We start from the raw sequence: 22,228 nt of genomic DNA, 5'->3' as shown, positions 1-22,228 counted from the left end.
GTCATGGCTAATAAAGAGCGACATATAAAGGTAAAGATTTGGAGTATTAGAGTTTTCATGATACTTTTCTTTACGGTTAGTGCGATAACGTTATCACAAGGTGTTGTGCATGTACAAGACATAGTGAAAGAACGTTTTTTTAGTGAAAAGAAATCTGAAAAAAATTATAAGGAAACTATAAACTACGGTGATATTGAAGATTATGGAACACCTTTAGAAAAGAAAAAAGTAGGAGATAATGGGGAGAGAACGACAACAGGTAAAAAATTTAAAGGTTTTGAAAAGGAAAGTTCATGGGGACACATATTTTCTATACTTTCAAATTCATGGATTAGTATAGTTTTTTATGTAGTTATTGCAGGGATAATTATATATTTTCTTTATAAATCCGTTAGGAAAAAGGTAACGAAATCAGAAATACAACAGGATAAACAATCGATAACAAAAGAAAATACGGATAGAATCGAAAAGAACGAGAAAGTGAAGCATCAGTTAGAACGGCCGTTACCGACAAATACGATAAGAAAAACGTTAGTTGAATGGGAAAGAACATTACCATTTCATGAACAGAGAAGGTCCTATGAAACGATGCAACAATGGTTAACGAGAATTTGTAGAACGCGAGATATTATTCCGATATATGAGTCTGTCCGATATGGAGAAAAGACATATACGGAGTTAGATGTGGAAGAAATAATGAAGTGGGTAGAGGGAGATGGGAAGGTGGATACGTAAATATCCACCTTTACTTTTTTGTAGAGAAATTTGATTATCATGAATCATTTTCATATATAAAACTGCCTCCAAATAAGAAAATGAAATTAACTGTAAATTAACTTTATTTACTTATACTTCATTACATGTTAACCTATACTTAATTTTTATAAATTATAATTAATTTTTAAGTTTTTTAAGGGTGTGAAAATAGAATGAAACCGGTATTGAAAAACATACTCCTTTCCTTTATTTTTTCTGCAGCAGGGATGTGTTGGTTTCTGTTTATATTAGTTAGAGGAGGCGGAGACTGGTTATTGTCTTGGGTAGGTGTATTAATGGCAATTTTATCTTTATACACGTTAATCGATTTATATTGTAAGTATACATACGATAAAAAATTAAGTAAATTGTTTATTAAAACCACAGTTACTACCTTTAGTTTTGCAGTATTGGGAATTACCTTTGGTATTGTACACGAGCTATTACAGCCATGGAGTCTCAGTCTAATGGTTTGGTATTGGTTGTTAGTATTACTTTTATTTGTAATGACGATAATATTATTAGTGATTTTAGTATTTGTTAATCGTAAAAATCACCATATTCCTAGGAGATATAGAATACTTATACTGCTAAATTTATTTCTTACGTTAGCACCAGTATTATGGCCACTATTACTTTCTATTATCGGAAATGGCATGAACGCTAGTGCAGGATGGTAAAAGTGAATAAACTAAAAAAATGGTATAGAGTTTTAAATATGTAAGAGAACGTGTTTTCATAAATTGAAAACACGTTCTCTTTTATTTTCATACATTACTTTTTTCTTGTTGTTAAATTTTAAGAGTAAGTATTTCGTAAGGAATGGATAAGAAAAAAGAGAGTTTTATCATATAGGATGAAAGTATAGCTTGAATCAATACGATAGGAATAGGGGAGAGAAATCCTTATGAAAAAACGTAATTCAATGAAGTTAGCAAGTTTGACAGTTTTATTAGCGGGTACTACTCTATTTACACCTGGTTTTACTGTGAAAGCAGAGTCTACTCAAAGTATTTCTAATTTGTCAAAAGTACATGATCAAAAGAATCAGAATGGCTGGAAACAAGTATTGCAGGAAACAATCAAAATTGGAGCACCAGGGGTATTAGCTAAGACGTCTAATAAAGGAAAAATTAATAGTTATACTGCTGGCGTGGCGGATTTAAATACAAAGAAACCGGTGAAATCGGATTATCGCTTTCGGATTGGTAGTGTGACGAAAACTTTTACTGCCACGACTGTTCTTCAATTAGTAGGAGAAAATCGCGTACAACTTGACGATCCAATTGAAAAGTGGCTGCCGGGTCTCGTGCAAGGAAATGGGTATGATGGAAATCAAATTACGATACGACAACTTTTGAATCATACGAGTGGTATCGCTGAATACTTAAAGTCAAAAGACGCTGACGTAATGAATTCGAAAAAAACGTATACAGCAGAAGAAATAGTGAAAATAGGCCTTTCTCTGCCTCCAGATTTCTCGCCGGGCAAAGACTGGTTGTATTCAAACACAGGATATGTAATATTGGGAATGCTAATTGAAAAAATAACTGGTAATAGTTATGCGGAAGAAATTGAAAAGCGAATTATTGAACCTTTGGACTTGTCAAATACGTTTTTACCAGGAAATTCACCCGTCATCCCAGGAAAGAATCATGCTCGTGGATATGTGAAAATAGAAGAAACAGGCGAGTTGAAAGACATTACGTATTATAATCCGAGTTTAGCTAATGCAGCTGGAGATATGATTTCTAATGCGGATGATTTAAACAAGTTCTTTTCATCTTTACTCGGTGGTAAGTTACTGAAGGAACGCGAGCTAAAAGAAATGCTTACTACAGTTCCTATAGAAGGAAAAGGGGTTGGGGATGGATATGGTCTTGGAATCTATGAGACTAAACTTTCAAATGGTGTCTCAGTATGGGGGCACGGAGGATCAATTCCTGGGTTTATGACTTTTGCTGGTGGAGTAATTGGAGGCAAGCATACATTTGCTGTCAATGTTAACTCTTTAGGTCCGGTTGATATTCTTACACAGTTTAATAAAATGATGCAAGTTGAATTTAATAAATAATAGATGAAAAGAGTTCTACTATAGAGGTTTATAAGGATTTGTATGTGATTTAATTGTTATTAAAATATAGTCTTAAAAAATCCCGAGTCATGAGCAATTTACTTTCCATGATTCGGGGTTTTTATGTGCTGTTACAAGAAAAGTTATGATACATTTAAATTTTTTCATTTTACTATAAATCTATTATATTTATTTGATATTTCTTATTTATAGTGACTTTTACATTTTTAAAATATTGCAACATACAAAGGTAAGTAGTTCTAGATTTCGGAGTTAATAATAAGTAAATTCTGATTTTTGTTGAAAAATATTTAAATGTATTTCTGTAATTTACATAATAAGGTACTTTTATCGTATGAATTAATAACAAATAGAATTAAGTATACAAAAATAGATAATTATGATTTACGTCAAAATGATTGACTATTATGAAAATAATGATTAATATAGGTTTTATATTTTAACTCCATTTATGTTACAAATATGTATTTTATTTCAAATTTAATTGTGTCGTAAACTATAATTGAATATATTGTGAAAAAGAATAGGGAGCGGGAACAGGAACAGCAATAGAAAAGGCTATCTTTTCAAATTGTGTAATGAAATCAAAGGGGAGGATAAATATGTATAAACAAGTAGTAGAACTGTTAAAAGAAGCAGCTATATCGTATAAACAATATACATATGAGCCAATATTAGATTATGAAACAGATAGAAAAATTAGAGAAAGGTTTAATTGTCCTATTACGGGGGTAAAGATAAATGATTAGCATGATATTCAGTTACATATTATTAGGGATTTCATTGTCTGCACCAGTCGGTCCGATTAATATTGCTCAAATAAATAAAGGAATAAAAAATGGTTTTTTGAGTGCATGGTTAGTAGGAGTCGGGGCAATGTCAGCAGATGTTGTAATGATGTTTTTAATTTACTTTGGTATTTCGACTTATTTAACAACTCCAGTTGCTCAACTTTGTATTTGGATTTTTGGTTTTGTAACGATGATTTATTTAGGCTATGAAAGTATGAAAGAAGCTACTAAACAAGTTCAATATATTTCATCAGGTGAAAAAGAACATCCTTTAAAATCTTTTCTATCGGGGTTTGCTATCGCAATTTCTAATCCATTAAATATTATTTTTTGGATAGGGATATATGGATCAGTTTTAACTAGTGCTATGAATACTATTGGAAAAGAACAAGCTTTATGGTATAGTGCAGCCATTTTTGCTGGGATTATGCTTTGGGATATATTTATGGCTACATCTATTCATTTTGGTAGAAGATTTATTAATCATACAGTAATGAAATGGATTTCTATAGTAGCAGGCATTGTTTTAATTCTGTTTGGAATATATTTTGGCTACGAGGCAGTAAGAGGAACTGCTCAACTATTGTGAACTTTTTGATGATTAGAGAGAATAGTGATTTATTAGAAATTTATTCATCGCGAATCTTTTGGTTTTTGGATTTGTTAATCGATGGGTAGGTTAATTCCTTATAGTAAAAGACTTATAGAATCATTCTATAAGTCTTTTTATTGCTATATAGAAAAATATATAGGCACATTCTCTTCTCACAAGGAGAAATAAAATTTTTAACAAGAGTGATAAAATAAATATATAAGCAGTAAACTTTGTTTTAAACCATTACAACCTAAATTAGAAGCAAACTTAAATATTATATGGAAAAAGAATCAAGTGTTTTCAAATGCAGCCTATGCCTTTATCAATCAACTCCGAAATAGTATAAACTAATTATAATTTAAAATGAAAAGTAAAAAACGTGCTGTCTTACTTATTAAGATGACACGTTTTTTACTTTTTGAAATAGTCGTTATTTTTCCGAAGATTTAAGTAAAACAACTGCGGAAATGTTTATGTTCAAAAGGAGAAGTAGTGAACAATAAAAAAGATTTTAGTTCTGAAAATTGTTATTTTGTGATTGATAAAGCAGTTTTAGAAAGAACTCCCTCGCTCTAGTAGTTATGTAAAGTGGGGGAGTTTTATATTTTAAGTGTATTGTTATGAATGGAGTTACATATAAATAATGTTCAACAGCAATAAATAGATAAATTAGAACGAAATACTTTTAAAACCCACTTGACAGATAGGTATTAGTGGATTGATATGTGGATATTACTTATTTTACCACTCATTATTTTAATGCTAAAACAATTTGAATAGCTGATTGGATAACCAAAGGCACGTATACATTTCGAAATTTTGAAATGTGTTCGTGCCTTTTTGTATTATTCATAGAGGAAGGAGCGGAGGAGATATGAACAAAACGATGCCAACATTAATTGAAGAAACAGATTGGTTGTTTCGTAAAATGGTCCGTAAATTTGTGAAGGAACGCGACAAAATTAAGATTGAAGGTATTATGTTGCCGGGCTTCTTAATATTAAACAAAATTATTCAAGATGGTGAGCAACGTCTAACTGATTTGGCAGAAGAACTGGATTTGACATCAGGAGCGATTACGGCATTATGCGATAAGTTAGAAGAAAGAGGCCTGGCTATTCGGAAACGTCATCAGGAAGATAGACGAATCACTTTACTTGATATTACTGAAGATGGCCTGAAATTTATAAAGCGAAATCATAATATAAGAACAAGTTTTATGTCTGTTTTATTCGATGGATTTTCAACAGAAGAATTACACGTGCAGGCCGAAGTTTTTAAACGCTTAGCCCATAATTTAGAACAACTTTCTCATACGATTATGAAACTAAGTAATGAGAATAGGGAGGAGTAACGAAGAATGCTATTAGTCTAGTTATTTAGGACTGAAAATTCAAAAAACATTGATAATATGAATAGGAGTGGAAAGAATGGGACATCCAACAATTTATCCAACAGGGGCAACAGTATATAATCCCGGGAAAGCTTGGAGTGGTTATACAATTTATCAAGCTGCAGATCATGGTGCTTTATTAATTGATATGAATGGGAAAGAAGTACACTTATGGAAAGGGTTACGGGGATTTCCAAACAAGGTGTTACCAGGCGGATATGTTTTTGGTCATACAGCACAAAGAGATCCTGAGTTTGGTTTTCAGGATGAAGTCGATTTAGTTCAAGTTGACTGGGAAGGAAACATCGTCTGGAAATTTAACCGTCTGGAACATATTGAAGACCCAGGACATGCCTCGCAGTGGATGGCTAGAGCTCATCATGATTACCAACGTGAAGGAAATCCTGTCGGGTACTATGCGCCAGGATTAGAGCCGAAAACAGAAAGTGGAAATACGCTAATTTTAGCGCATAAAAATGTACATAATCCGAATATCTCCGATAAGCCGTTATTAGATGATGTAATTATTGAAGTAGATTGGAAAGGGAATATTATTTGGGAATGGGCTGTCAGTGATCATTTTGAAGAACTTGGATTTGATGAAAGTGCTAAAAATGTACTATTCCGTAATCCTAATATTAGATCCTTTGGTGGTAATTCGGATGGAGATTGGATGCATATCAATTCTATGTCTACAATTGGTCCGAATAAGTTTTATGATCAAGGAGATGAACGTTTTCATCCTGAAAATATTATTTGGGATGCTAGGGAGTCAAATATAATTGCCATTATTGATAAAAAGACAGGAAATATAGTTTGGAAACTCGGTCCTGATTATTCTAGCCCAGATGTTAAGCATTTAGGATGGATCATTGGACAACATCATGCACATATCATTCCGAAAGGATTGCCTGGAGAAGGGAATTTACTCGTATTTGATAATGGTGGTTGGGCAGGATACGGTCTTCCAAATCCTGCATCTCCATACGGTTCCAAAAATGCTGTTCGTGATCACTCGAGGATTTTAGAAATTAATCCAGTAACTTTAGAAATTGAATGGCAATATACGCCAACTGAAGCTGGGTATCAAGCTCCTTTAGATTCATATCGATTTTACAGTCCATATATTAGTTCTGCTCAAAGGCTGCCAAACGGAAACACATTGATTACTGAAGGAGCAGATGGTCGGATTTTTGAAGTTACTCGTGAGCATGAGCTTGTATGGGAATATATTTCACCATATAAAAATAACAGAAACTCAAATATGGTTTACCGTGCGTATCGTGTACCGTATGAGTGGGTACCTCAACTAGAAAAACCAGAGGAGAAAGAAATTATTCCCCTTGATATAGCAGCATTTAGAGTACCAAATGCTGCAGAAGCTGGTACGGAATCCGTTGTGACAGTCGAAGGGACAATATCTTACGGCACCGGAGATTTTTGTGTAGCGACATTGGAAGAAATAAATAAAAAACGAGATTAACGCTAGTAAATTAAAGTGTGGGGAGAGTAATTTCCCCCCACTTATTAAAATGAACTTGATAGGTTCGTTATATGACAAAATGTTGCCATTTCTTTATTTGTAATAATTTAACGTAATATTGTGGTGAAATAAAATCCCGCTTCAAGTTTGAAAAATTTGTTATGGAGGAGTGATAAATGGTGAAATTAAAGCCTTTATTTTTAAGCTTATCAATGATTACCAGTTTAGCTGTCGCAGGGTGCTCAAGCTTTTCAAAAGAAAGTGCGGGAACGACGAAAAGTAATGGGAAAGAAACGGCCACGGTGAAAATGGCTATAGATACAGCGGCGGGTGGTTCTTTTCAGTTTAGAGCTGCCGAGAAACAAGGTTATTTTGAGAAAAATAGTATTAAAGCTCAACTATCAAATTTTGCTTATGGAATTGATACAGTAAATGCGGTATTAACCGAACAAGCTGATACAGGTCTTGCTGCTGATTATGCGCTTTTAAATTCGTTAGGAAAAGGGGATATGGTCGTAATTTCAACACTTACGCGAGGAAATGAAAAATCATCACAAGACAATGAGCTTCTAGTTAGAGAGGGGATTAAAACAGAAAATGATTTAAAAGGTAAAAAGTTAGGCGTACCTAAAGGGACTGTAACGGAGTATGTTTGGGCGAAATATTTGGTAGCGAAACATATTAATGAAAAGGATATTACCTTCGTTCCATATAGTACACCAGACGAAGCTATTGTAGGGATGAAAAATGGTGATATAGATGCTGTTTGGAGTTCTGGTGCGTTAAAGGATAAATTTAAAAATATAAAAGGTGTAACAAAATTAGGTGATTTAGAAAGTGCGGGCGTTACAATTGACAGCTATTTACTAGCAAAAAGATCATTTGTCGAGAAGAATCCAAAAGCATTTGAAAATGCACTTAAGGCTCTTTCTGAAGGCATAAAATACGTAGAAAACAATAAAAAAGAAACAGCAAAACTTGCTTTTGAACAATTGAAACTACCAGAGAAAGACGCATTAAAAGATATTGAAAGACAGAACTATGTTCTTGGATTTACTAAAGAAGATGCTAAGCATCTAGAAGATATGAAAAAATGGTTAGAAGAAAAAGGGAAGCTGAAAGATAAATATGAATTGAAAGATAAGATTGATCTTGAATCACTAAAGAAAGCTTTCCCTGAATCTGTTACTTATAAATAGAATAGGAGTGAAGTATGGTGAGTACAGTAAGTGAAAAAGAAGTATTGAAATCTCCTGTAGCTATTTCTATTTCTGGGTTATCTAAATCATTTAATAATGAACAATTTGTTTTAGAAAATGTAAATTTAACAATTGGGAATGGTGAATTTTTTATATTACTTGGCCCGAGCGGATGCGGGAAATCTACATTACTCAGTATGATTGCTGGATTTGTTGAAAAAACATCAGGAGAACTTATGGTAAATGATGAAGAAATCAAAAAGCCGGACAGAAATCGCGGTGTCGTTTTTCAACAAGCAGACGCAGCACTTTTTCCGTGGCTAACAATTAAAGAAAATGTTGAATTTGGTTTGAAAATGAAAAAAATGATAAAGCAGACTCGAAACGAAATATCCTCTTATTATATAAAACTAGTTGGGCTAGATGGGCATGAAGGAAAATATCCAAGAGAACTTTCTGGAGGTATGAAACAAAGAGTCCAATTAGCACGTGTTTTAGCCAACGACTCGGAATTTTTATTAATGGATGAACCATTTGGAGCGCTCGATGCAATGACTCGAAGAACGATGCAAATAGAGTTAATTCGAATTTGGAAAGAAACAAACAAAACGATTATTTTTGTCACTCATGATATTCAGGAAGCTTTATTACTTGGGCAAAGAATAGGGGTAATGTCTAAAGGACCTTCTTCAAAAATTGAAAAGATTTACGATATTCCACTACCGTATCAGAGAACATTTACAGATAAAGAATTTAATTACTATTATCAAATGATCCAATCACACTTTGATTGAAAGGAGGTCCCAATATGAGCGCATTGAAAGATGAGAGTGCAAGAAAAGATACTATTTATGAAACAAATAATTTCAAGACTGGTTTAAAAAAGAAGCTATTACAAAGTGGAATTATCGCTTGGATACTTATCCTTGCAATATGGAGTGCTGTGGCGAGTTTTTCTGATCCGCAATTTTTGCCAAGTCCGATAGCAGTTTTGTATGGAGCGATTGAACTGAGTCAAAATGGTTCCTTATTTATATATATAGGAGTTAGTTTTTTAAGAGTAATAGCTGGATGGATTTTAGGGAATTTTGTAGCTATTCCGGTAGGGTTATTAATTGGCCGAATCCCATGGTTAAGAGCGCTATTTGATCCAGTTATCAATTTTATTCGTTTTATTCCACCTCTTGCCTTTATAACATTATTTATGCTTTGGTTTGGTATTGGAGAGCAATCTAAAATTTTCCTCATTACGTATGCAACTTTCTTTATCGTGACGATTAATACAATTACCGGTGTGCAAGCTGTTGAAGAAGATAAAATTCGTTCAGCGAGAAGTATGGGAGCATCAGAATGGCAAATTATGTTCCATGTCATCATACCTGCTGCACTTCCTTATATGTATACTGGAGCAAAGCTTGCGATGGGATCCTCATTTATGGCTATTGTTGGAGCTGAAATGGTTGCAGCTAATGAAGGAATTGGCTATATGATTTGGAATGCAAGGTTATATTTCAAAACAGATTGGATTTTTGTCGGTCTTGTTATTCTTGGATTGATGGGCTTCTTGATGGATCGGATATTTAATAAATTCGGAAGTGTAGTTCTGAAAAGATATAATGTGGTAAAAAAATAAAAATGAGCCCGGTACAATACCGGACTCATTTGGATCAAGCTGCCTAATGAAATAACCGTGTCTAACTTTTAGGGGTCACTTCAAAACGGTTAGATAAATGGCTCTTTTTTATGAATAAAAGTCGATGCGTGCTTACGTCTTATTATTTTTTTATTTCGGTTTCAATCCTCTTCACCAAATCAACAGACACGTTATGAAAATACTCTAAAACGACCTTCCTAATATCATCGGATATAACTTTCAAATCACCAGCTAAGTTTTCAGCAAGATGTTCTTTTTCTATCGGTTTTAACGTCGCATAAAATTCGCCAGCCTGCGTAAAGTCATCTTGTTTTGATATAGAAGTTCTCTCAAGTTTACCATCAACGTACCTTCCGTCACCGCTCGTTATTTGATTAGCAGGTGTCCAATTTTGCTGTTGGTTAATCGTTAATTTGCGGAATTCAGGTCCAATTCGTCTTCTTTGAGAATCACTATAAATGTTAGCTCGTCCTTGCAACATTTTATCATCTGATAATTCTGCACCGTCTAGTAAATTAGAAGGGGAGAAAGCGACTTTTTCTACTTGTTCCATATAATTTTCAGGGTTTTTATTTAATACCATTTTGCCGATTGGTATAAGAGGATACGCTTTTTCATCCCATATTTTTGTATCATCTAAAGGATCGTAAGAAAGATGCGCTTCATCTTTCGGGTCCATGAGCTGGACATATAAACCATATTCCACTGGTTTACCGTTTGCAATTGCATCATATAAATCTTTCCCGCTATAATCAGGGTTTTCGGCAGCCAGTTTATTTGCTTCCTCGCTAGTAATGAATTGTACACCTTCAAATGGGTACCAATGATACTTTACATACTTTCGATTACCTTCTGCATTTCTCCAAACATATGTATTTACACTATGTCCTGGAATGTGGCGAAGGCTTTTGGCCGTACCATTATCAGAGTACAAACGGACAACGAAATGTATGGATTCAGGTGCTCTAGCGACAAAGCTCCAAAATCTATTAGGGTCTATTAAGTTATTTTTAGGTGAAGGTGACAACGCTTGAATTGTTTCAGGGAAACGCATCGGATCGCGTACAGAAAAGACAGGAATGTGATTACATAATAGATCGAAAATACCTTCTTTTGTATAAAATTTTGTAGAAAAACCGCGTACATTTCTAGCAGTATCAGGTGTTCCTTTCGTACTAACAGCTAGTGAAAATCGTACCATAACAGGAACTTTCTCATTAGAATGTTGTAGAAAACTTAGTTTCGTATGTTCAGACATTGGATAGATCGTTTGAAAATAACCAAATGCACCAAATCCTTTTACATGAACAGGTCTTTCTAAAATTTTTTCGTGAATAAATTGTTGTAACGCCTCGTGAAGCACACTATCTTGCTTTAGAATAGGTCCACGTGAACCAACTGTTTGAGAGTGAAGTATAGCTTGTTCATTACGTACTCCATTATCATTAAAGTCTTTCCCTAGTAAAGATTGCCTCTGTTTATCATAGTTTTCATACATCAATATAGCCTCCAAATCTTTTTTGTCCATTGTTACTAAATATGATTTTATAGCGTTGATTATGTATAACACGCTAAGTTCAAACTAGTAACAGACCGCTAGATGAGAAAAACGCGTATGTAGTGGACCTGTTGAAATAGAAGAAATTATGGAAAAATGAATATCGGGAAGAACATTACTATTAAAATTTTAAACTTAAAAATGAATTTATATATGAATTTAAAGAAAATGAATAGAAATAAAACAGGGAGAATAACTAGGAGGAATGTAACATGTCGGATTGGTTTCAATTAGATAAAGAGTATATGATGTCAACGTACTGTCGTACAAAGCTTGCGATAGAAAGAGGAGAAGGGTGTAAGCTGTATGATGTGGATGGTAAAGAGTATTTAGATTTATTTTCTGGTGTAGGCGTAAATGTATTAGGATACAATCATCCGAAAATTGTGCAAACGACAATGGATCAAGTTACGAAGTCGTTGCATCTACCGTTTCATTTTTTAAACCCAGTTGCAATTGAGTATGCAAAGAAATTAGTTGATTGCTCTTTAAAAAACGGAAAGGTCTTTTTTACAAACTCTGGTACGGAAGCGACAGAAACAACGTTGAAATTAATTGATAAATATAGAGCTATTACGCATGAAGAACGTGAAGGAATTGTAGTGCTGAAAAATAGTTTCCACGGGCGTACGTTAGGAGCACTTCATTTTACGAGACAAGAAAGTGTATATCAAAATTTCCCTAAAACATCGATCCCGGTATATGAAGTTGAGCGCGAGAATATAGAGCAATTAGAAAAAACAATTATTCATGAAAATCCAATTGCAATTATGTTAGAACCTGTATTAGGAAGCGGGGGAATTTATCCATTATCGGGTGAATATTTACATGGTGTTCAAAATTTATGTGAGAAATATAATGTACTACTTATCGTTGATGAAGTTCAAAGTGGTATGGGGAGAACAGGAAAACTATTTGCTTATCAAAATTTCAATATTACACCACATATTATTCAAATTGGTAAAGGAGCAGGAGGCGGGATACCGCTAGGTGGAATTATTGTAGGTGAAAAGTTATGTGATGTATTTGCACCAGGAGATCACGGCACAACATTTGCTCATTCATCAATGGGAACGGCTTTAGGTTTAACGGTATTAAATACATTACTTGACGATGGTTTAATGCAAGAAGCATATGAAACGTCACTATATTTGAATGACAAACTGCAAGACATTCAGAAAGAAAATTCTTATTATATTCAGGAAGTGCGTCATGCGGGGATGATGTTTGGAATAAGTGTGAATGACACGAATGAAAATGTGAAGAAATTACAGCTTGAGTTAATGAATAAAGGAATGTTAGTCGATGTAACACAAGGGAATATTATTCGATTACTTCCGCCGTATATTATTACGAAAGAGGAAATTGATGCATTTATTAATCAGTTTATTTCTTGTCTAGTTAAGGTAGCTGCTTTAGCAATCGTTTAAAAATAGTTTTAAAGTTCTACTCTTTAAAGAAAGATAATGTACAAGTTATAATACATTCTTTTTTTGAATTGTACTTTAGGTTTTAAAAAAACTATCTTTCATACAGATAGTTTTTTTAGCATGAATATATCAGTAGCTATTAAATGTTCAGAATCATCTATCTAGTTTTGATTGTAAAATAATATGTCTTCATCTACTCAAAAAACGTGTCTAAAAGGGGAATAACTTGAGTTATTGATTTGAATCTTAAAAGTTTTATTTCCGAAGGATTATTTTATATTGTACTAGACGACATTTGTCTAGTGAAAAGTCGAAAAATAAAAAATGCTAGAACATTTTCAAAAAAATAACATACGAATATAAATATAATAAGAATGAGGTGATATGTTGAAAAACAAGGATATTCGATTCACTTCCTTACAAATGAGAACTGATAGATATGGGTGGGCCGGTATTCAATATACAAATAAAAAGCAAGCTATTTTATTTACTCGAAATGGAGGAGTAGAATGGGATGTTGTCAATCCCCTTAATTCAATAATAGTATCCATATATCCGATAAACTCTCGAAGCTCTTGGGCATATGGTTTAACAAAAACGAATGATAATCTAGTGCCTGCTATATTTTATACAGTTAACAGAGGGGAAAAATGGAGTGAGTTTATTTTACCAATTGAAGAAATTTGGGAGAAGTCGACTGATGTTCAGGTACAATTGCATGCCACGGATATGGATAGGATATGGATTATATTATCTAGAAAACTTGCATCAAATAAATTTGAGCATAATTTGTATTATTTGAAAACTAAAGGAAAAGTATGGAAGGTAATAAGGGAAATAAATATTAGTGATAGTATATCAGGTGTAACATTTATAAACAGGTTAGTTGGTTTTATTTCCCTACAAAAGAAATATAAAGAATCAGCGATATTTAAAACGATAGATGGTGGTAAAAGTTGGAATCCTATAAAATATAATCAGAATATTCAAGGTATTAATAACGGGACTTCCATGGCTTATAAAACGATCTATAAAAATAATTTGTTAGCGACACCAACAAAAACGAATGATAATATATTTTTTATAAATTGTTCATTTGATAAAGGAAATACATGGTATACTCCAAATCGAAAAATAAATACTAGTAAAGTTGCTATTTCTTTTTTTAGTGCACATTATGGTTGGATTATAAATAGTGAGAACGGAGATGTATATCAAGTAAAGAAAAACGCATCGGAATGGATAAAATTATCAAGTAATCCGATATTGAAAAATGTATTTTGTTTACATTTTATAAATGAGTATAGTGGTTGGGCTTGTAGTAAAGAAGAGATATTTACTACAACAGATAGGGGGATAACCTGGAACAAAGTAGTATATAAAATTAATCATATTGATAAATTAACTTAAAAAAGAGTCCTAAAAATTAGGACTCTTTTTTTATGGTTTTTAAAAGGAGAGAGTTGTAACAGACATAATCAGAAGGGGAAGAATAAAAGTGTAAAGCATATATTTTAAAAAAAATGGACGTTTGTTTTTACACAGTATAATCCATTTTTGAATATATTGATAAAGTAGCAAATTTAGAGGGAATAGTAATACTTAATACTTTATTTTCATATGAATGATGCCACATGGTGTGTAAAAAAGGGGGATTGTAATGAGATCATTAACAGTTATTATTTCGTATAGTGATAGAGCACAAATATTAGAAGATTTAATTAAAAATGTATGGGAGCTAAACCCAATTGAAATTATTGTTTTGCTCCCTACAGATAGAATTAAATTATATGAAATAGCAAAGAAATATGGATGCCGAATTGTTTTGACAGGGAAATATAGTGCGCATTATCGTAGATATGAAGCTTTTATAAAGGAAGCAAGAGGAGATGTTTTATTATTTTTAGATGGAAAATTTTCATTATCTACAGATGAAATGAGGAGATTTATTGAACCAATTGTTACAAATCAGGCTGATGTAATTTTGAATAAAATAGATAAATTTATAGAAATAGGTAAATGTCCGAATATGGATATTGTATGGAGAAAAATGTTAAATGAAATTTTAGGTCGGCCAGATTTAAAATGCAATTCAATACTTTCATTACCATATGCGCTTACGAAGGAAGTAGTGGTTAATATTGGTTGTGATTTTATGGAAGATGCCATTCTTTCTCATATCAAGATTGTGAGTCAAGGGTGGCGGATTAGCGATCAATATGCAATAAACACTTTATCTAAAGATGAAACTTTAGAAGAAACAGGATATTTAATAAAAAAGGAACTATCAAAAAATGAAAAAGAGAAAGTGAAAAAATATTTAATTGGAATATCTAAAGGGATAGAGGAGAAAGGGAGAAGAGGAGGGTTTACTGATGCAGGAAAAAGAAGAGATATTATTCAAAGGTTAGGTGAATTCAAACAATACCCTTGTTATCATCAAGGTTTTGGGATGCATTCTTCAATTTATGGTGGAAAGCAACTTTCTGTAATTATACCAGTGCAGGATGAAGAAGAAACTATAGAACAAGTGATACTTGAAACTAGAAAAATAGAACCGCTAGAAATTATTGTTGTTGTAAATGGGTCAACAGATAATACCGCCAATATTGCTAAAAGTCTTGGTGCTACTGTTATTAAATATAACGAGCGACTTGGTCATAATGTTGGACGTGCAATTGGGGCGCTTGAAGCGATAGGAGATATTCTCTTATTTATTGATGGTGATTTTAGTATTTCAGGAAGTGATTTGCATTGCTTTACGCAAGCAGTTTCAGATGGTGTAGATATAGCATTAAATAATCTAAATCCGAGTTTAAATCCGCCTTTTTATATTGTTGACATTGTAAAATATATGCTTAATTTAGCATATAATCGTCCTGAATTAAGTAATGGCTCGTTAGTAGCTATTCCACATGCAATGAGTAGATCATGTTTAGATGCAATAGGATGGGAAACTTTATTATGCCCTAGCCTTGCTCAAGTGAAAGCTATATTACAAGGATACAGAGTAGAGTGTGTGCACTATATAGATGTTGTAAAACCGAATAGAATTCGTTTAAAAGAACATGTAGATCACAACGGGCATCCTCCAGCAGTATTAAGAATTCTTGGTGATCATATTGAAGCACTCTCTTACTTAATAGAAAAGCTAGATTAGGGCAATGCGTTATATAAGAGAATTGGTGAGGTATAAAAATGAAGAAATTACTTTCCGTAATCATATTAGTTGAATATGAAATAGGTTTGTTAAATGAAATTATTCAGAGTGCTAAAAGTTTATTTCCATATGAGATTATTATAGTAATAAATGAGAAGCGCAACATAAACAAAAAAACTTTAACTGAATCTGGAGTTAAATGTATTAGAAGTGATTCAGAAAATATGCGTGTTATAGGGGCAAAAGAAGCGAAAGGAGATATATTGTTATTTTTAGATGATAGTAATAGTATTTCTGCATGTGAACTTAAACAATTTATGCAACCTGCTATGAAAGATAATGCAGATGTGGTTTTAAATAACTTGCACTCTTTCTTTATTGAAAGACAGAAAAAAGAATTTCCAAGTGCTAATATTATTTGGAGACAAATCATAAATGAAGTGTTAGGAGCGAATGAATTAAAAATAAATTCTTTGCTCTCTTTACCAAATATAATTACAAAAAAAGCTTTACAAGAAATTAAATATGAAACTCTTAAAAACCCTGTTCTGGCGCAAATAAGACTTATTGAAGAAGAAAAAAAGTTTAGTTGCCATTACTTTATAGAAACACAATTGGCTAAAGAGTTTTGTTTAGAAGAAAGAGCATTAAATGAAAGATCATTAGCAGATATAGAAAAGAAAAATATGAGCAAACACTTAGTTGCTATGGCAGAATGGTTAATGAAAACTGGAATTAGAGGAATGTATCATGATGGTATAAGAAATCGGAAACTTGTTAATATTCTTAAAAAATATAATACCATCCCTTTTTCACAAAAAGGATGGGGAATTCAATCACAAAAATATAACGGAAAGCAATTGTCTGTAATTATACCTGCTCAGAATGAGGAAGCAACAATTGGACAAGTAATTTGTGAAGTGAGGAAAATTGAGCCGCTAGAAATTATTGTCGTTGTAAATGGTTCAACAGATAATACAGCAAATGTTGCTACGCAACTTGGTGCCACTGTTATTACGTATAAAAATCCGTTAGGGCATGATGTGGGAAGAGCAATTGGCACTGTAGCAGCAAAGGGAGATATTCTTTTATTTTTAGATGGTGATTTTGTTATTTCTGCAAAAGATCTATATCCATTTCCACAAGCTATTGCAGATGGATGTGATGTTGCCTTAAATGATTTAAATCCCTTTTTATGTCAACATTTTCCCCTTCATATTGTCACCTTATTTAAATACGCATTGAACTTAGCATGTGATAGAAAAGATTTAGGGGTAGGTTCACTTACAGCAATTCCACATGCAATTAGTAAACAATTTATAAATGATATCGGATGGGATATATTACTCTGTCCAAGCGTTGCGCAGGTAAACGCTATTTTAAATGATTACAAGATAGAATGTGTACATTATGTAGACGTAATTAAAAATAATCGGCTCCGCCCGAATGAAAATGTTGTAGCGAAAGGAATTTCTCCAACTATATCACTTATTCTGGGAGATCATTTGGAGGGTTTTTCTTATTTGTTGAATCATATCAAAATGTAAGTATATTTTAGATAGACGGGAAGGGTGATTAAACTGTTAGATCAGTATAAAAAAATCAATATTTCATATGAACAATTACAGCAAATGAATTTTCAAACTACGGAACCTTTTATACTCAAAATTGATTGGGATAAAGTAACTTATGAATTTTTAATTCGTATTAAGCATAATGCTTCCAACGTTATTGTTTTTGGCTCTGGAGCAGGTGGTTTTCAAGAACAACCAATTGGTCCACCTATTTTTCATAGGCATTCTTGGATGGAAGAATTTGAAGATACTGTTATATATTATAATGACCCTACTTTATATCATGGGGAAATATCTTTAGGTTGGGGACAGGGGGAGCTAGATAGATTTTATTTACAAGATATCGCAAATATTTTAAAACTATTATTGATAACGTTACAAGTTGATTCGAAAAATGTGTTGTTTTATGGAAGTTCCGGGGGAGGATTTATGTCTTTAATATTAGCTGGTTTCGTAAAGGGTTCCACAGCTTTAGTTAATAATCCTCAAACAAATTTAATGAAATGGATACCTGTACCGGTAAATCAAGTTTTCAATTTATCTTATCCAGGCTTATCAAGAGAAGAAATTGAAGAGAAATTTGGTGAAAGAATTAACATCACGGATTTTTTTAAGAGTATTAAATACGTTCCAAATATTTATTTTTTACAAAATGTCGCATGTGAATTTGATGTGCAAAATCACTTACTACCATTTATTTCTGGGTTAGAGCAAATGGATGAAAATACGGAAGTGAATCAAATTTTAGTAGACTTATATTTTGACAAGAAAGCAGGGCATGCAGCTGTAGGGAAGAATGAAACGATTGAATATATAAAGAAGGTAAAACCTAATCAGACTGTAAGAGAGGTGAAAGAAGGAGTGGAATTGTCAGTCGTTATTGTCGTGGGAGAGCAAAAGTCGAAATTAAATCGAATTTTAGAGAAATTGAATTATTTAAAACCGCTAGAAATTATCATTGTAGCTCATAATAGAATGAATACTATACAATCAATAACGACAATTGTTGAAAGTAACGTTGTTGTTATTGAAGAGAAAAACAAATGTAAAGCACTAGTTAATGGGGCAAGAATAGCCAATGGAGATGCTGTCTTATTTTTAGACGGAGAAGATGTTCTTTTTTCAGTAGAGTTAGCACAATTTTTAGAGCCGCTATTAAAAAAGGAAACAGATGTAATATTGAATAACGCAGACTCCGTATATCTTGAAAAAATGAAAATAGAGTGGCCAAGTATTGCTATGTTGTATAGAAAAGTATTAAATGATGTATTAGGACATATGGATTTAAAGTATGATTCGATGTTATCTATGCCATATGCCATTTCAAAAAAGGTAATTGAAGACATTGGATATGACATCTTACAGAATCCTATACTTGCCCAAGTAACACTTATTGAGAAAGGGTGGCGAGTACACACCTCATCAGCAATTACTAAAACTTCTTTGAATAATATACCTGCAAATAAAAACTCTTTCTATGGAAATGAATTAACTAAATTAGAAGTTCGTGAGATTGAAAAAAATGTAAAAGTATTAGAAAACTGGTTACAACGAAAAGATGATAGAGGTAACTATACGGATGGAGGAAGGAAAAGAGAAATTATAGAGCAACTAAAAATACAAAAAAATTATTCACGTTTTCATAAAGGATGGGGAATGAAGTCTTCTATTTATAATGGAAAACAGCTATCAATTATTATACCAGCACAAAATGAAGAAGCAACGATTAAACAAGTTATTCTTGAGGCAAGAAAAATTGAACCGAAAGAAATAATTGTTGTTATAAATGGGTCAACAGATCGGACAGAGGAAATTTCAAAGCAATTAGGAGCAACAGTGATTGTCTATCAAGAAGCGTTAGGACATGATGTCGGGCGTGCAATTGGTGCGCAGGAGGCCACAGGAGATATACTTCTCTTTATAGATGCCGACTTTGCTATTCCAGCAAAAGATTTACATCCATTAACACAAGCTGTTACTGACGGTGTTGATATTGCTTTAAACGATTTAAATTTAAATCTTAGATTCCCTCTATATATTGTGAATATATATAAATATATGTTGAATATTGCTTGTAACCGTAAAGATTTAGGTGTGGGATCTCTTGTAGCGGTTCCTCATGCTATTAGTAGAAAATGTTTAGAGGGAATTGGATGGGATACTCTTCACACATCATGTATTGCACAAGTAAAAGCAATATTAGAAGGATATAAAGTAGAATGTGTTCATTATGTAGATGTAATGAAACCAAATCGTATTCGACCACATGAGCACTTCGCGACAATAGGGCATCCGCCAGCTGTATTAAGAATTACTGGTGATCATTTAGAAGGCCTTTCGTATTTATTGAAGCATAGGAATTTTAAAGATTTATTTCTATATTAAGAGGTGATTCATTCGATTAATCAATTGAGAAATGTAAATATTTCATATGAGCAACTTGAAGACATTTATTTAAATATGGAAGAACCATTTTTATTAAATGTAGAATGGCAAGGAATAAATTATGAGTTTATTATTAGAATGAAATTACAATCAAAAAGACTTATTATTTTGGGTTCAGGGGCAAGTGAAAAGCAGTCGCCACCTATTTTTCAAAGATACACTTGGATTAAGGATTTTGAAGAATCTGTAATTTTTTATAATGATCCAACCCTTTATTTGGGTGAAATTTCTTTAGGTTGGGGGCAAGGAACGATAGATAGGTATTACTTGAAAGATATAGCGATAATTTTAGAAAAAATAATAAGAAAGATAAATATTTTAAAAGAAAATGTGTTACTTTATGGAAGTTCAGGTGGAGGATTTATGTCTCTTATATTAGCAGGTTATTTAAGAGGGACTATCGCATTGGTCAACAATCCTCAAACCATATTAACAAATTGGTATATAACTCCTATTACACAAGTTTTTCAGCTATCATATCCTAACTTATCAATACAAGAAATTAAAGATGCGTTTGCAGAGAGAATAAATGTTATTGCATTTTATAATAAGATAGGCTATGTACCGCCAATTTATTACTTGCAAAATATAGCAGCTGATTTTGATATGAAAAATCATTTGGAGCCTTTTATAACTGGATTACAAGAATTAGAAAGGATAGATGCTGTAAATAAAGTTAAATTAGATTTATATTTTGATAAACAATTAGGGCACATCCCTTTAGAGAAGGATAAAATTATGCCATACATGAAACGGATGTTCTGTGAAGATAGAACATTATAATAAAATGGTAGGGGGTGAGAGAAGGAGTAGAAAGGTAAAAATATCTACATGTATTTGAAGAAGTTTTTGCCTTTTTACTTTATTTTATCTCACTATTTGCGGGCAGTAAAACTCCCACCTCAAAATTCGGCTGTAGGCTGTAGCAAGGAAATTAGGTGGGAGATCAACTGTTCATAAAAGCCCGATTGGTGATAGCTGATTAAAGTTTCACTTTATTCTAAGGAAGTTGTAACGATATTATTATTTTCTTATAAATTGATATTACGTGTGAGAAAGGAGGGAGTATCTTGTCTTGCATCAACAAGAGTTGTTTTAACATTTGCTTAGAATCTAAAGTTAATCCAAATGGTGGGGCAGAAATATTTGTAAGGTGCAATGATGAATGTCCATCTAATTTCAATGTAATACCATTCATTGCATGTATTACTATCTCAGTAAAGGATGATTTTAGTTTTTTAGCTGATTTAGATAGTTTAATAAAACGTTAATTAACTATCCAATTAATATTAAAGAAGCACCTAATTTATTAAATTTAGTAAGAGAGTTGTATCCAAATTTAAGTAACTGCATATATTGTTAAGAGAAAGGAGGGAGAGTTATGGCATGTACTACGAATAATGTTTGTTTTGATGTGTGCCTTAAGATTACAATTACCCCTGGAAGTGGAATTGATGCAGTAGTGGATTGTGGGGGCGCATGTGGGACAAGTCCTAAAATTGTAATTAGTCCTAGTGGATCAATTGTTATTACTTTACCATTAATTGCATGTTTCTCAATCTCGTTAAACGATGATTTAAGTGTTGCATCTTCATTAACAAGCCTCTCTTTTCAAACTTCTTAAGTTCAATTATTTTAAAAATAAAGAAAAGCCTACCTTCTACTTTTCTTTTGAGCATGAATGATGTAAGAATAAAAAAGATGGTTAAAAACCATCTTTTTTCAGAGTGTTGGGAAACCCTTTAGGGTTCCCAACACTCTGGAATTTTTTTTGATTTTAGCTAATAAAAACAACATAAAATAATAGAATTTAGAAAAATAGCCCTCTACCTGACCCTTTTTGGTCAGATGAAGGGCTATTTTTTTCATGTTTTGACAAGCTGCGGTGAGATAAGCTTGCATTTGGACAGACTTCAGCCCTCGAAACCGGGCATAGCGGTAGCCATGTAGTTCTTTGGCGTCCGCAAAGCTTCGCTCTATAGTAGAACAGCGTACTTTATACAATCTTTTCCCTGTAGCTGTTAGCTTGTTTTTTCTAGCAATATCCTTATATTTCTCCCACACATGATGAGTGATAACTTTTTGTTTTTGTTTC

General features: G+C 32.7%; 20 protein-coding genes and 1 pseudogene. 19 read left to right on the top strand and 2 right to left on the bottom strand.

Features of this window, described 5'->3' with window-relative positions:
* The first annotated feature begins 3 nt into the window (after positions 1-3).
* The 11 genes and pseudogenes from ACTFRN_RS13515 to ACTFRN_RS13465 all read left to right on the top strand — a co-directional run bounded on the left by ACTFRN_RS13515 (position 4) and on the right by ACTFRN_RS13465 (position 9,945).
* Entirely contained in the window at positions 4-735 is a 732-nt protein-coding gene (locus ACTFRN_RS13515) for a hypothetical protein (protein WP_088106655.1), read from the top strand.
* Positions 736-929: 194 nt separating this feature from the next.
* Entirely contained in the window at positions 930-1,436 is a 507-nt protein-coding gene (locus ACTFRN_RS13510; protein WP_000805740.1) for a DUF3902 family protein, read from the top strand.
* 227 nt (positions 1,437-1,663) lie between these two features.
* Entirely contained in the window at positions 1,664-2,830 is a 1,167-nt protein-coding gene (locus ACTFRN_RS13505) for a serine hydrolase domain-containing protein (RefSeq protein WP_000747150.1), read from the top strand.
* 623 nt (positions 2,831-3,453) lie between these two features.
* On the top strand, positions 3,454-3,600 hold the full coding sequence (locus ACTFRN_RS13500) for a hypothetical protein (protein WP_000278067.1): 147 nt from the start codon (positions 3,454-3,456) through the stop codon (positions 3,598-3,600).
* A complete protein-coding gene (locus tag ACTFRN_RS13495; protein ID WP_061184290.1) occupies positions 3,593-4,231 on the top strand; it encodes a LysE family translocator in 639 nt (212 codons plus the stop codon). Before ACTFRN_RS13500 ends, ACTFRN_RS13495 begins: the two co-directional genes overlap by 8 nt.
* Positions 4,232-4,459: 228 nt before the next feature.
* Positions 4,460-4,588, top strand: a pseudogene (locus ACTFRN_RS13490) (LysR family transcriptional regulator); the annotation flags it as partial.
* 523 nt (positions 4,589-5,111) lie between these two features.
* Entirely contained in the window at positions 5,112-5,591 is a 480-nt protein-coding gene (locus tag ACTFRN_RS13485; protein WP_001044425.1) for a MarR family winged helix-turn-helix transcriptional regulator, read from the top strand.
* A gap of 76 nt (positions 5,592-5,667) precedes the next feature.
* A complete protein-coding gene (locus tag ACTFRN_RS13480; RefSeq protein WP_000509958.1) occupies positions 5,668-7,113 on the top strand; it encodes an aryl-sulfate sulfotransferase in 1,446 nt (481 codons plus the stop codon).
* 176 nt (positions 7,114-7,289) lie between these two features.
* Positions 7,290-8,312, top strand: a complete 1,023-nt coding sequence (locus tag ACTFRN_RS13475; protein WP_088106654.1) for an ABC transporter substrate-binding protein — start codon at positions 7,290-7,292, stop codon at positions 8,310-8,312.
* A 14-nt stretch (positions 8,313-8,326) separates the two neighbouring features.
* Positions 8,327-9,106: an ABC transporter ATP-binding protein gene (locus ACTFRN_RS13470; protein ID WP_000255351.1), complete on the top strand. Its 780-nt coding sequence runs from the start codon at positions 8,327-8,329 to the stop codon at positions 9,104-9,106.
* Between the two features lie 14 nt (positions 9,107-9,120).
* On the top strand, positions 9,121-9,945 hold the full coding sequence (locus ACTFRN_RS13465; RefSeq protein ID WP_001275005.1) for an ABC transporter permease: 825 nt from the start codon (positions 9,121-9,123) through the stop codon (positions 9,943-9,945).
* A 142-nt stretch (positions 9,946-10,087) separates the two neighbouring features.
* Here the strand turns inward: ACTFRN_RS13465 and ACTFRN_RS13460 are convergent, their stop codons facing one another.
* Entirely contained in the window at positions 10,088-11,464 is a 1,377-nt protein-coding gene (locus tag ACTFRN_RS13460; protein ID WP_000273182.1) for a catalase, read from the bottom strand.
* 272 nt (positions 11,465-11,736) lie between these two features.
* Here ACTFRN_RS13460 and ACTFRN_RS13455 point away from each other — a divergent pair, with 272 nt between their 5' ends.
* The 8 genes from ACTFRN_RS13455 to ACTFRN_RS13420 all read left to right on the top strand — a co-directional run bounded on the left by ACTFRN_RS13455 (position 11,737) and on the right by ACTFRN_RS13420 (position 21,757).
* Entirely contained in the window at positions 11,737-12,954 is a 1,218-nt protein-coding gene (locus ACTFRN_RS13455; protein WP_001286498.1) for an aspartate aminotransferase family protein, read from the top strand.
* Positions 12,955-13,341: 387 nt separating this feature from the next.
* The gene (locus ACTFRN_RS13450; RefSeq protein WP_000790644.1) at positions 13,342-14,364 is read left to right on the top strand and encodes a VPS10 domain-containing protein; all 1,023 of its coding nucleotides are present in this window, start codon (positions 13,342-13,344) and stop codon (positions 14,362-14,364) included.
* A gap of 250 nt (positions 14,365-14,614) precedes the next feature.
* Positions 14,615-16,114, top strand: a complete 1,500-nt coding sequence (locus ACTFRN_RS13445) for a glycosyltransferase (RefSeq protein ID WP_001257268.1) — start codon at positions 14,615-14,617, stop codon at positions 16,112-16,114.
* A gap of 38 nt (positions 16,115-16,152) precedes the next feature.
* Positions 16,153-17,661, top strand: coding sequence for a glycosyltransferase (locus ACTFRN_RS13440; protein WP_000735539.1), 1,509 nt, complete (start codon positions 16,153-16,155; stop codon positions 17,659-17,661).
* An 84-nt stretch (positions 17,662-17,745) separates the two neighbouring features.
* Positions 17,746-20,073, top strand: coding sequence for a glycosyltransferase family 2 protein (locus ACTFRN_RS13435; RefSeq protein ID WP_080120880.1), 2,328 nt, complete (start codon positions 17,746-17,748; stop codon positions 20,071-20,073).
* Between the two features lie 75 nt (positions 20,074-20,148).
* Positions 20,149-20,916, top strand: a complete 768-nt coding sequence (locus tag ACTFRN_RS13430; RefSeq protein ID WP_074568392.1) for a glycosyl transferase family 2 — start codon at positions 20,149-20,151, stop codon at positions 20,914-20,916.
* A 287-nt stretch (positions 20,917-21,203) separates the two neighbouring features.
* A complete protein-coding gene (locus tag ACTFRN_RS13425; protein WP_001277647.1) occupies positions 21,204-21,404 on the top strand; it encodes a hypothetical protein in 201 nt (66 codons plus the stop codon).
* 110 nt (positions 21,405-21,514) lie between these two features.
* A complete protein-coding gene (locus ACTFRN_RS13420; RefSeq protein WP_000752463.1) occupies positions 21,515-21,757 on the top strand; it encodes a hypothetical protein in 243 nt (80 codons plus the stop codon).
* 98 nt (positions 21,758-21,855) lie between these two features.
* Here the strand turns inward: ACTFRN_RS13420 and ACTFRN_RS13415 are convergent.
* Positions 21,856-22,228, bottom strand: a 373-nt coding sequence (locus tag ACTFRN_RS13415; RefSeq protein WP_438907680.1) for a transposase, incomplete at its 5' end; no start/stop codon positions are given.

It is taken from the genome of Bacillus cereus group sp. MYBK245-2 (assembly GCF_051916145.1).
Taxonomy (GTDB): Bacteria; Bacillota; Bacilli; order Bacillales; family Bacillaceae_G; genus Bacillus_A; species Bacillus_A pacificus.
The sequence above is the reverse complement of the archived record's forward strand: the minus strand, read 5'-3'. Positions and strand labels throughout refer to the sequence as shown.

Bases quoted from the DNA above. Each gene is read 5' to 3' on its own strand.
- ACTFRN_RS13515 (WP_088106655.1), top strand. From the start codon at position 4: ATGGCTAATAAAGAGCGACATATAAAGGTAAAGATTTGGAGTATTAGA.
- ACTFRN_RS13510 (WP_000805740.1), top strand. From the start codon at position 930: ATGAAACCGGTATTGAAAAACATACTCCTTTCCTTTATTTTTTCTGCA.
- ACTFRN_RS13505 (WP_000747150.1), top strand. From the start codon at position 1,664: ATGAAAAAACGTAATTCAATGAAGTTAGCAAGTTTGACAGTTTTATTA.
- ACTFRN_RS13500 (WP_000278067.1), top strand. From the start codon at position 3,454: ATGTATAAACAAGTAGTAGAACTGTTAAAAGAAGCAGCTATATCGTAT.
- ACTFRN_RS13495 (WP_061184290.1), top strand. From the start codon at position 3,593: ATGATTAGCATGATATTCAGTTACATATTATTAGGGATTTCATTGTCT.
- ACTFRN_RS13485 (WP_001044425.1), top strand. From the start codon at position 5,112: ATGAACAAAACGATGCCAACATTAATTGAAGAAACAGATTGGTTGTTT.
- ACTFRN_RS13480 (WP_000509958.1), top strand. From the start codon at position 5,668: ATGGGACATCCAACAATTTATCCAACAGGGGCAACAGTATATAATCCC.
- ACTFRN_RS13475 (WP_088106654.1), top strand. From the start codon at position 7,290: ATGGTGAAATTAAAGCCTTTATTTTTAAGCTTATCAATGATTACCAGT.
- ACTFRN_RS13470 (WP_000255351.1), top strand. From the start codon at position 8,327: ATGGTGAGTACAGTAAGTGAAAAAGAAGTATTGAAATCTCCTGTAGCT.
- ACTFRN_RS13465 (WP_001275005.1), top strand. From the start codon at position 9,121: ATGAGCGCATTGAAAGATGAGAGTGCAAGAAAAGATACTATTTATGAA.
- ACTFRN_RS13460 (WP_000273182.1), bottom strand. From the start codon at position 11,464: ATGTATGAAAACTATGATAAACAGAGGCAATCTTTACTAGGGAAAGAC.
- ACTFRN_RS13455 (WP_001286498.1), top strand. From the start codon at position 11,737: ATGTCGGATTGGTTTCAATTAGATAAAGAGTATATGATGTCAACGTAC.
- ACTFRN_RS13445 (WP_001257268.1), top strand. From the start codon at position 14,615: ATGAGATCATTAACAGTTATTATTTCGTATAGTGATAGAGCACAAATA.
- ACTFRN_RS13440 (WP_000735539.1), top strand. From the start codon at position 16,153: ATGAAGAAATTACTTTCCGTAATCATATTAGTTGAATATGAAATAGGT.
- ACTFRN_RS13435 (WP_080120880.1), top strand. From the start codon at position 17,746: ATGAATTTTCAAACTACGGAACCTTTTATACTCAAAATTGATTGGGAT.
- ACTFRN_RS13430 (WP_074568392.1), top strand. From the start codon at position 20,149: ATGGAAGAACCATTTTTATTAAATGTAGAATGGCAAGGAATAAATTAT.
- ACTFRN_RS13420 (WP_000752463.1), top strand. From the start codon at position 21,515: ATGGCATGTACTACGAATAATGTTTGTTTTGATGTGTGCCTTAAGATT.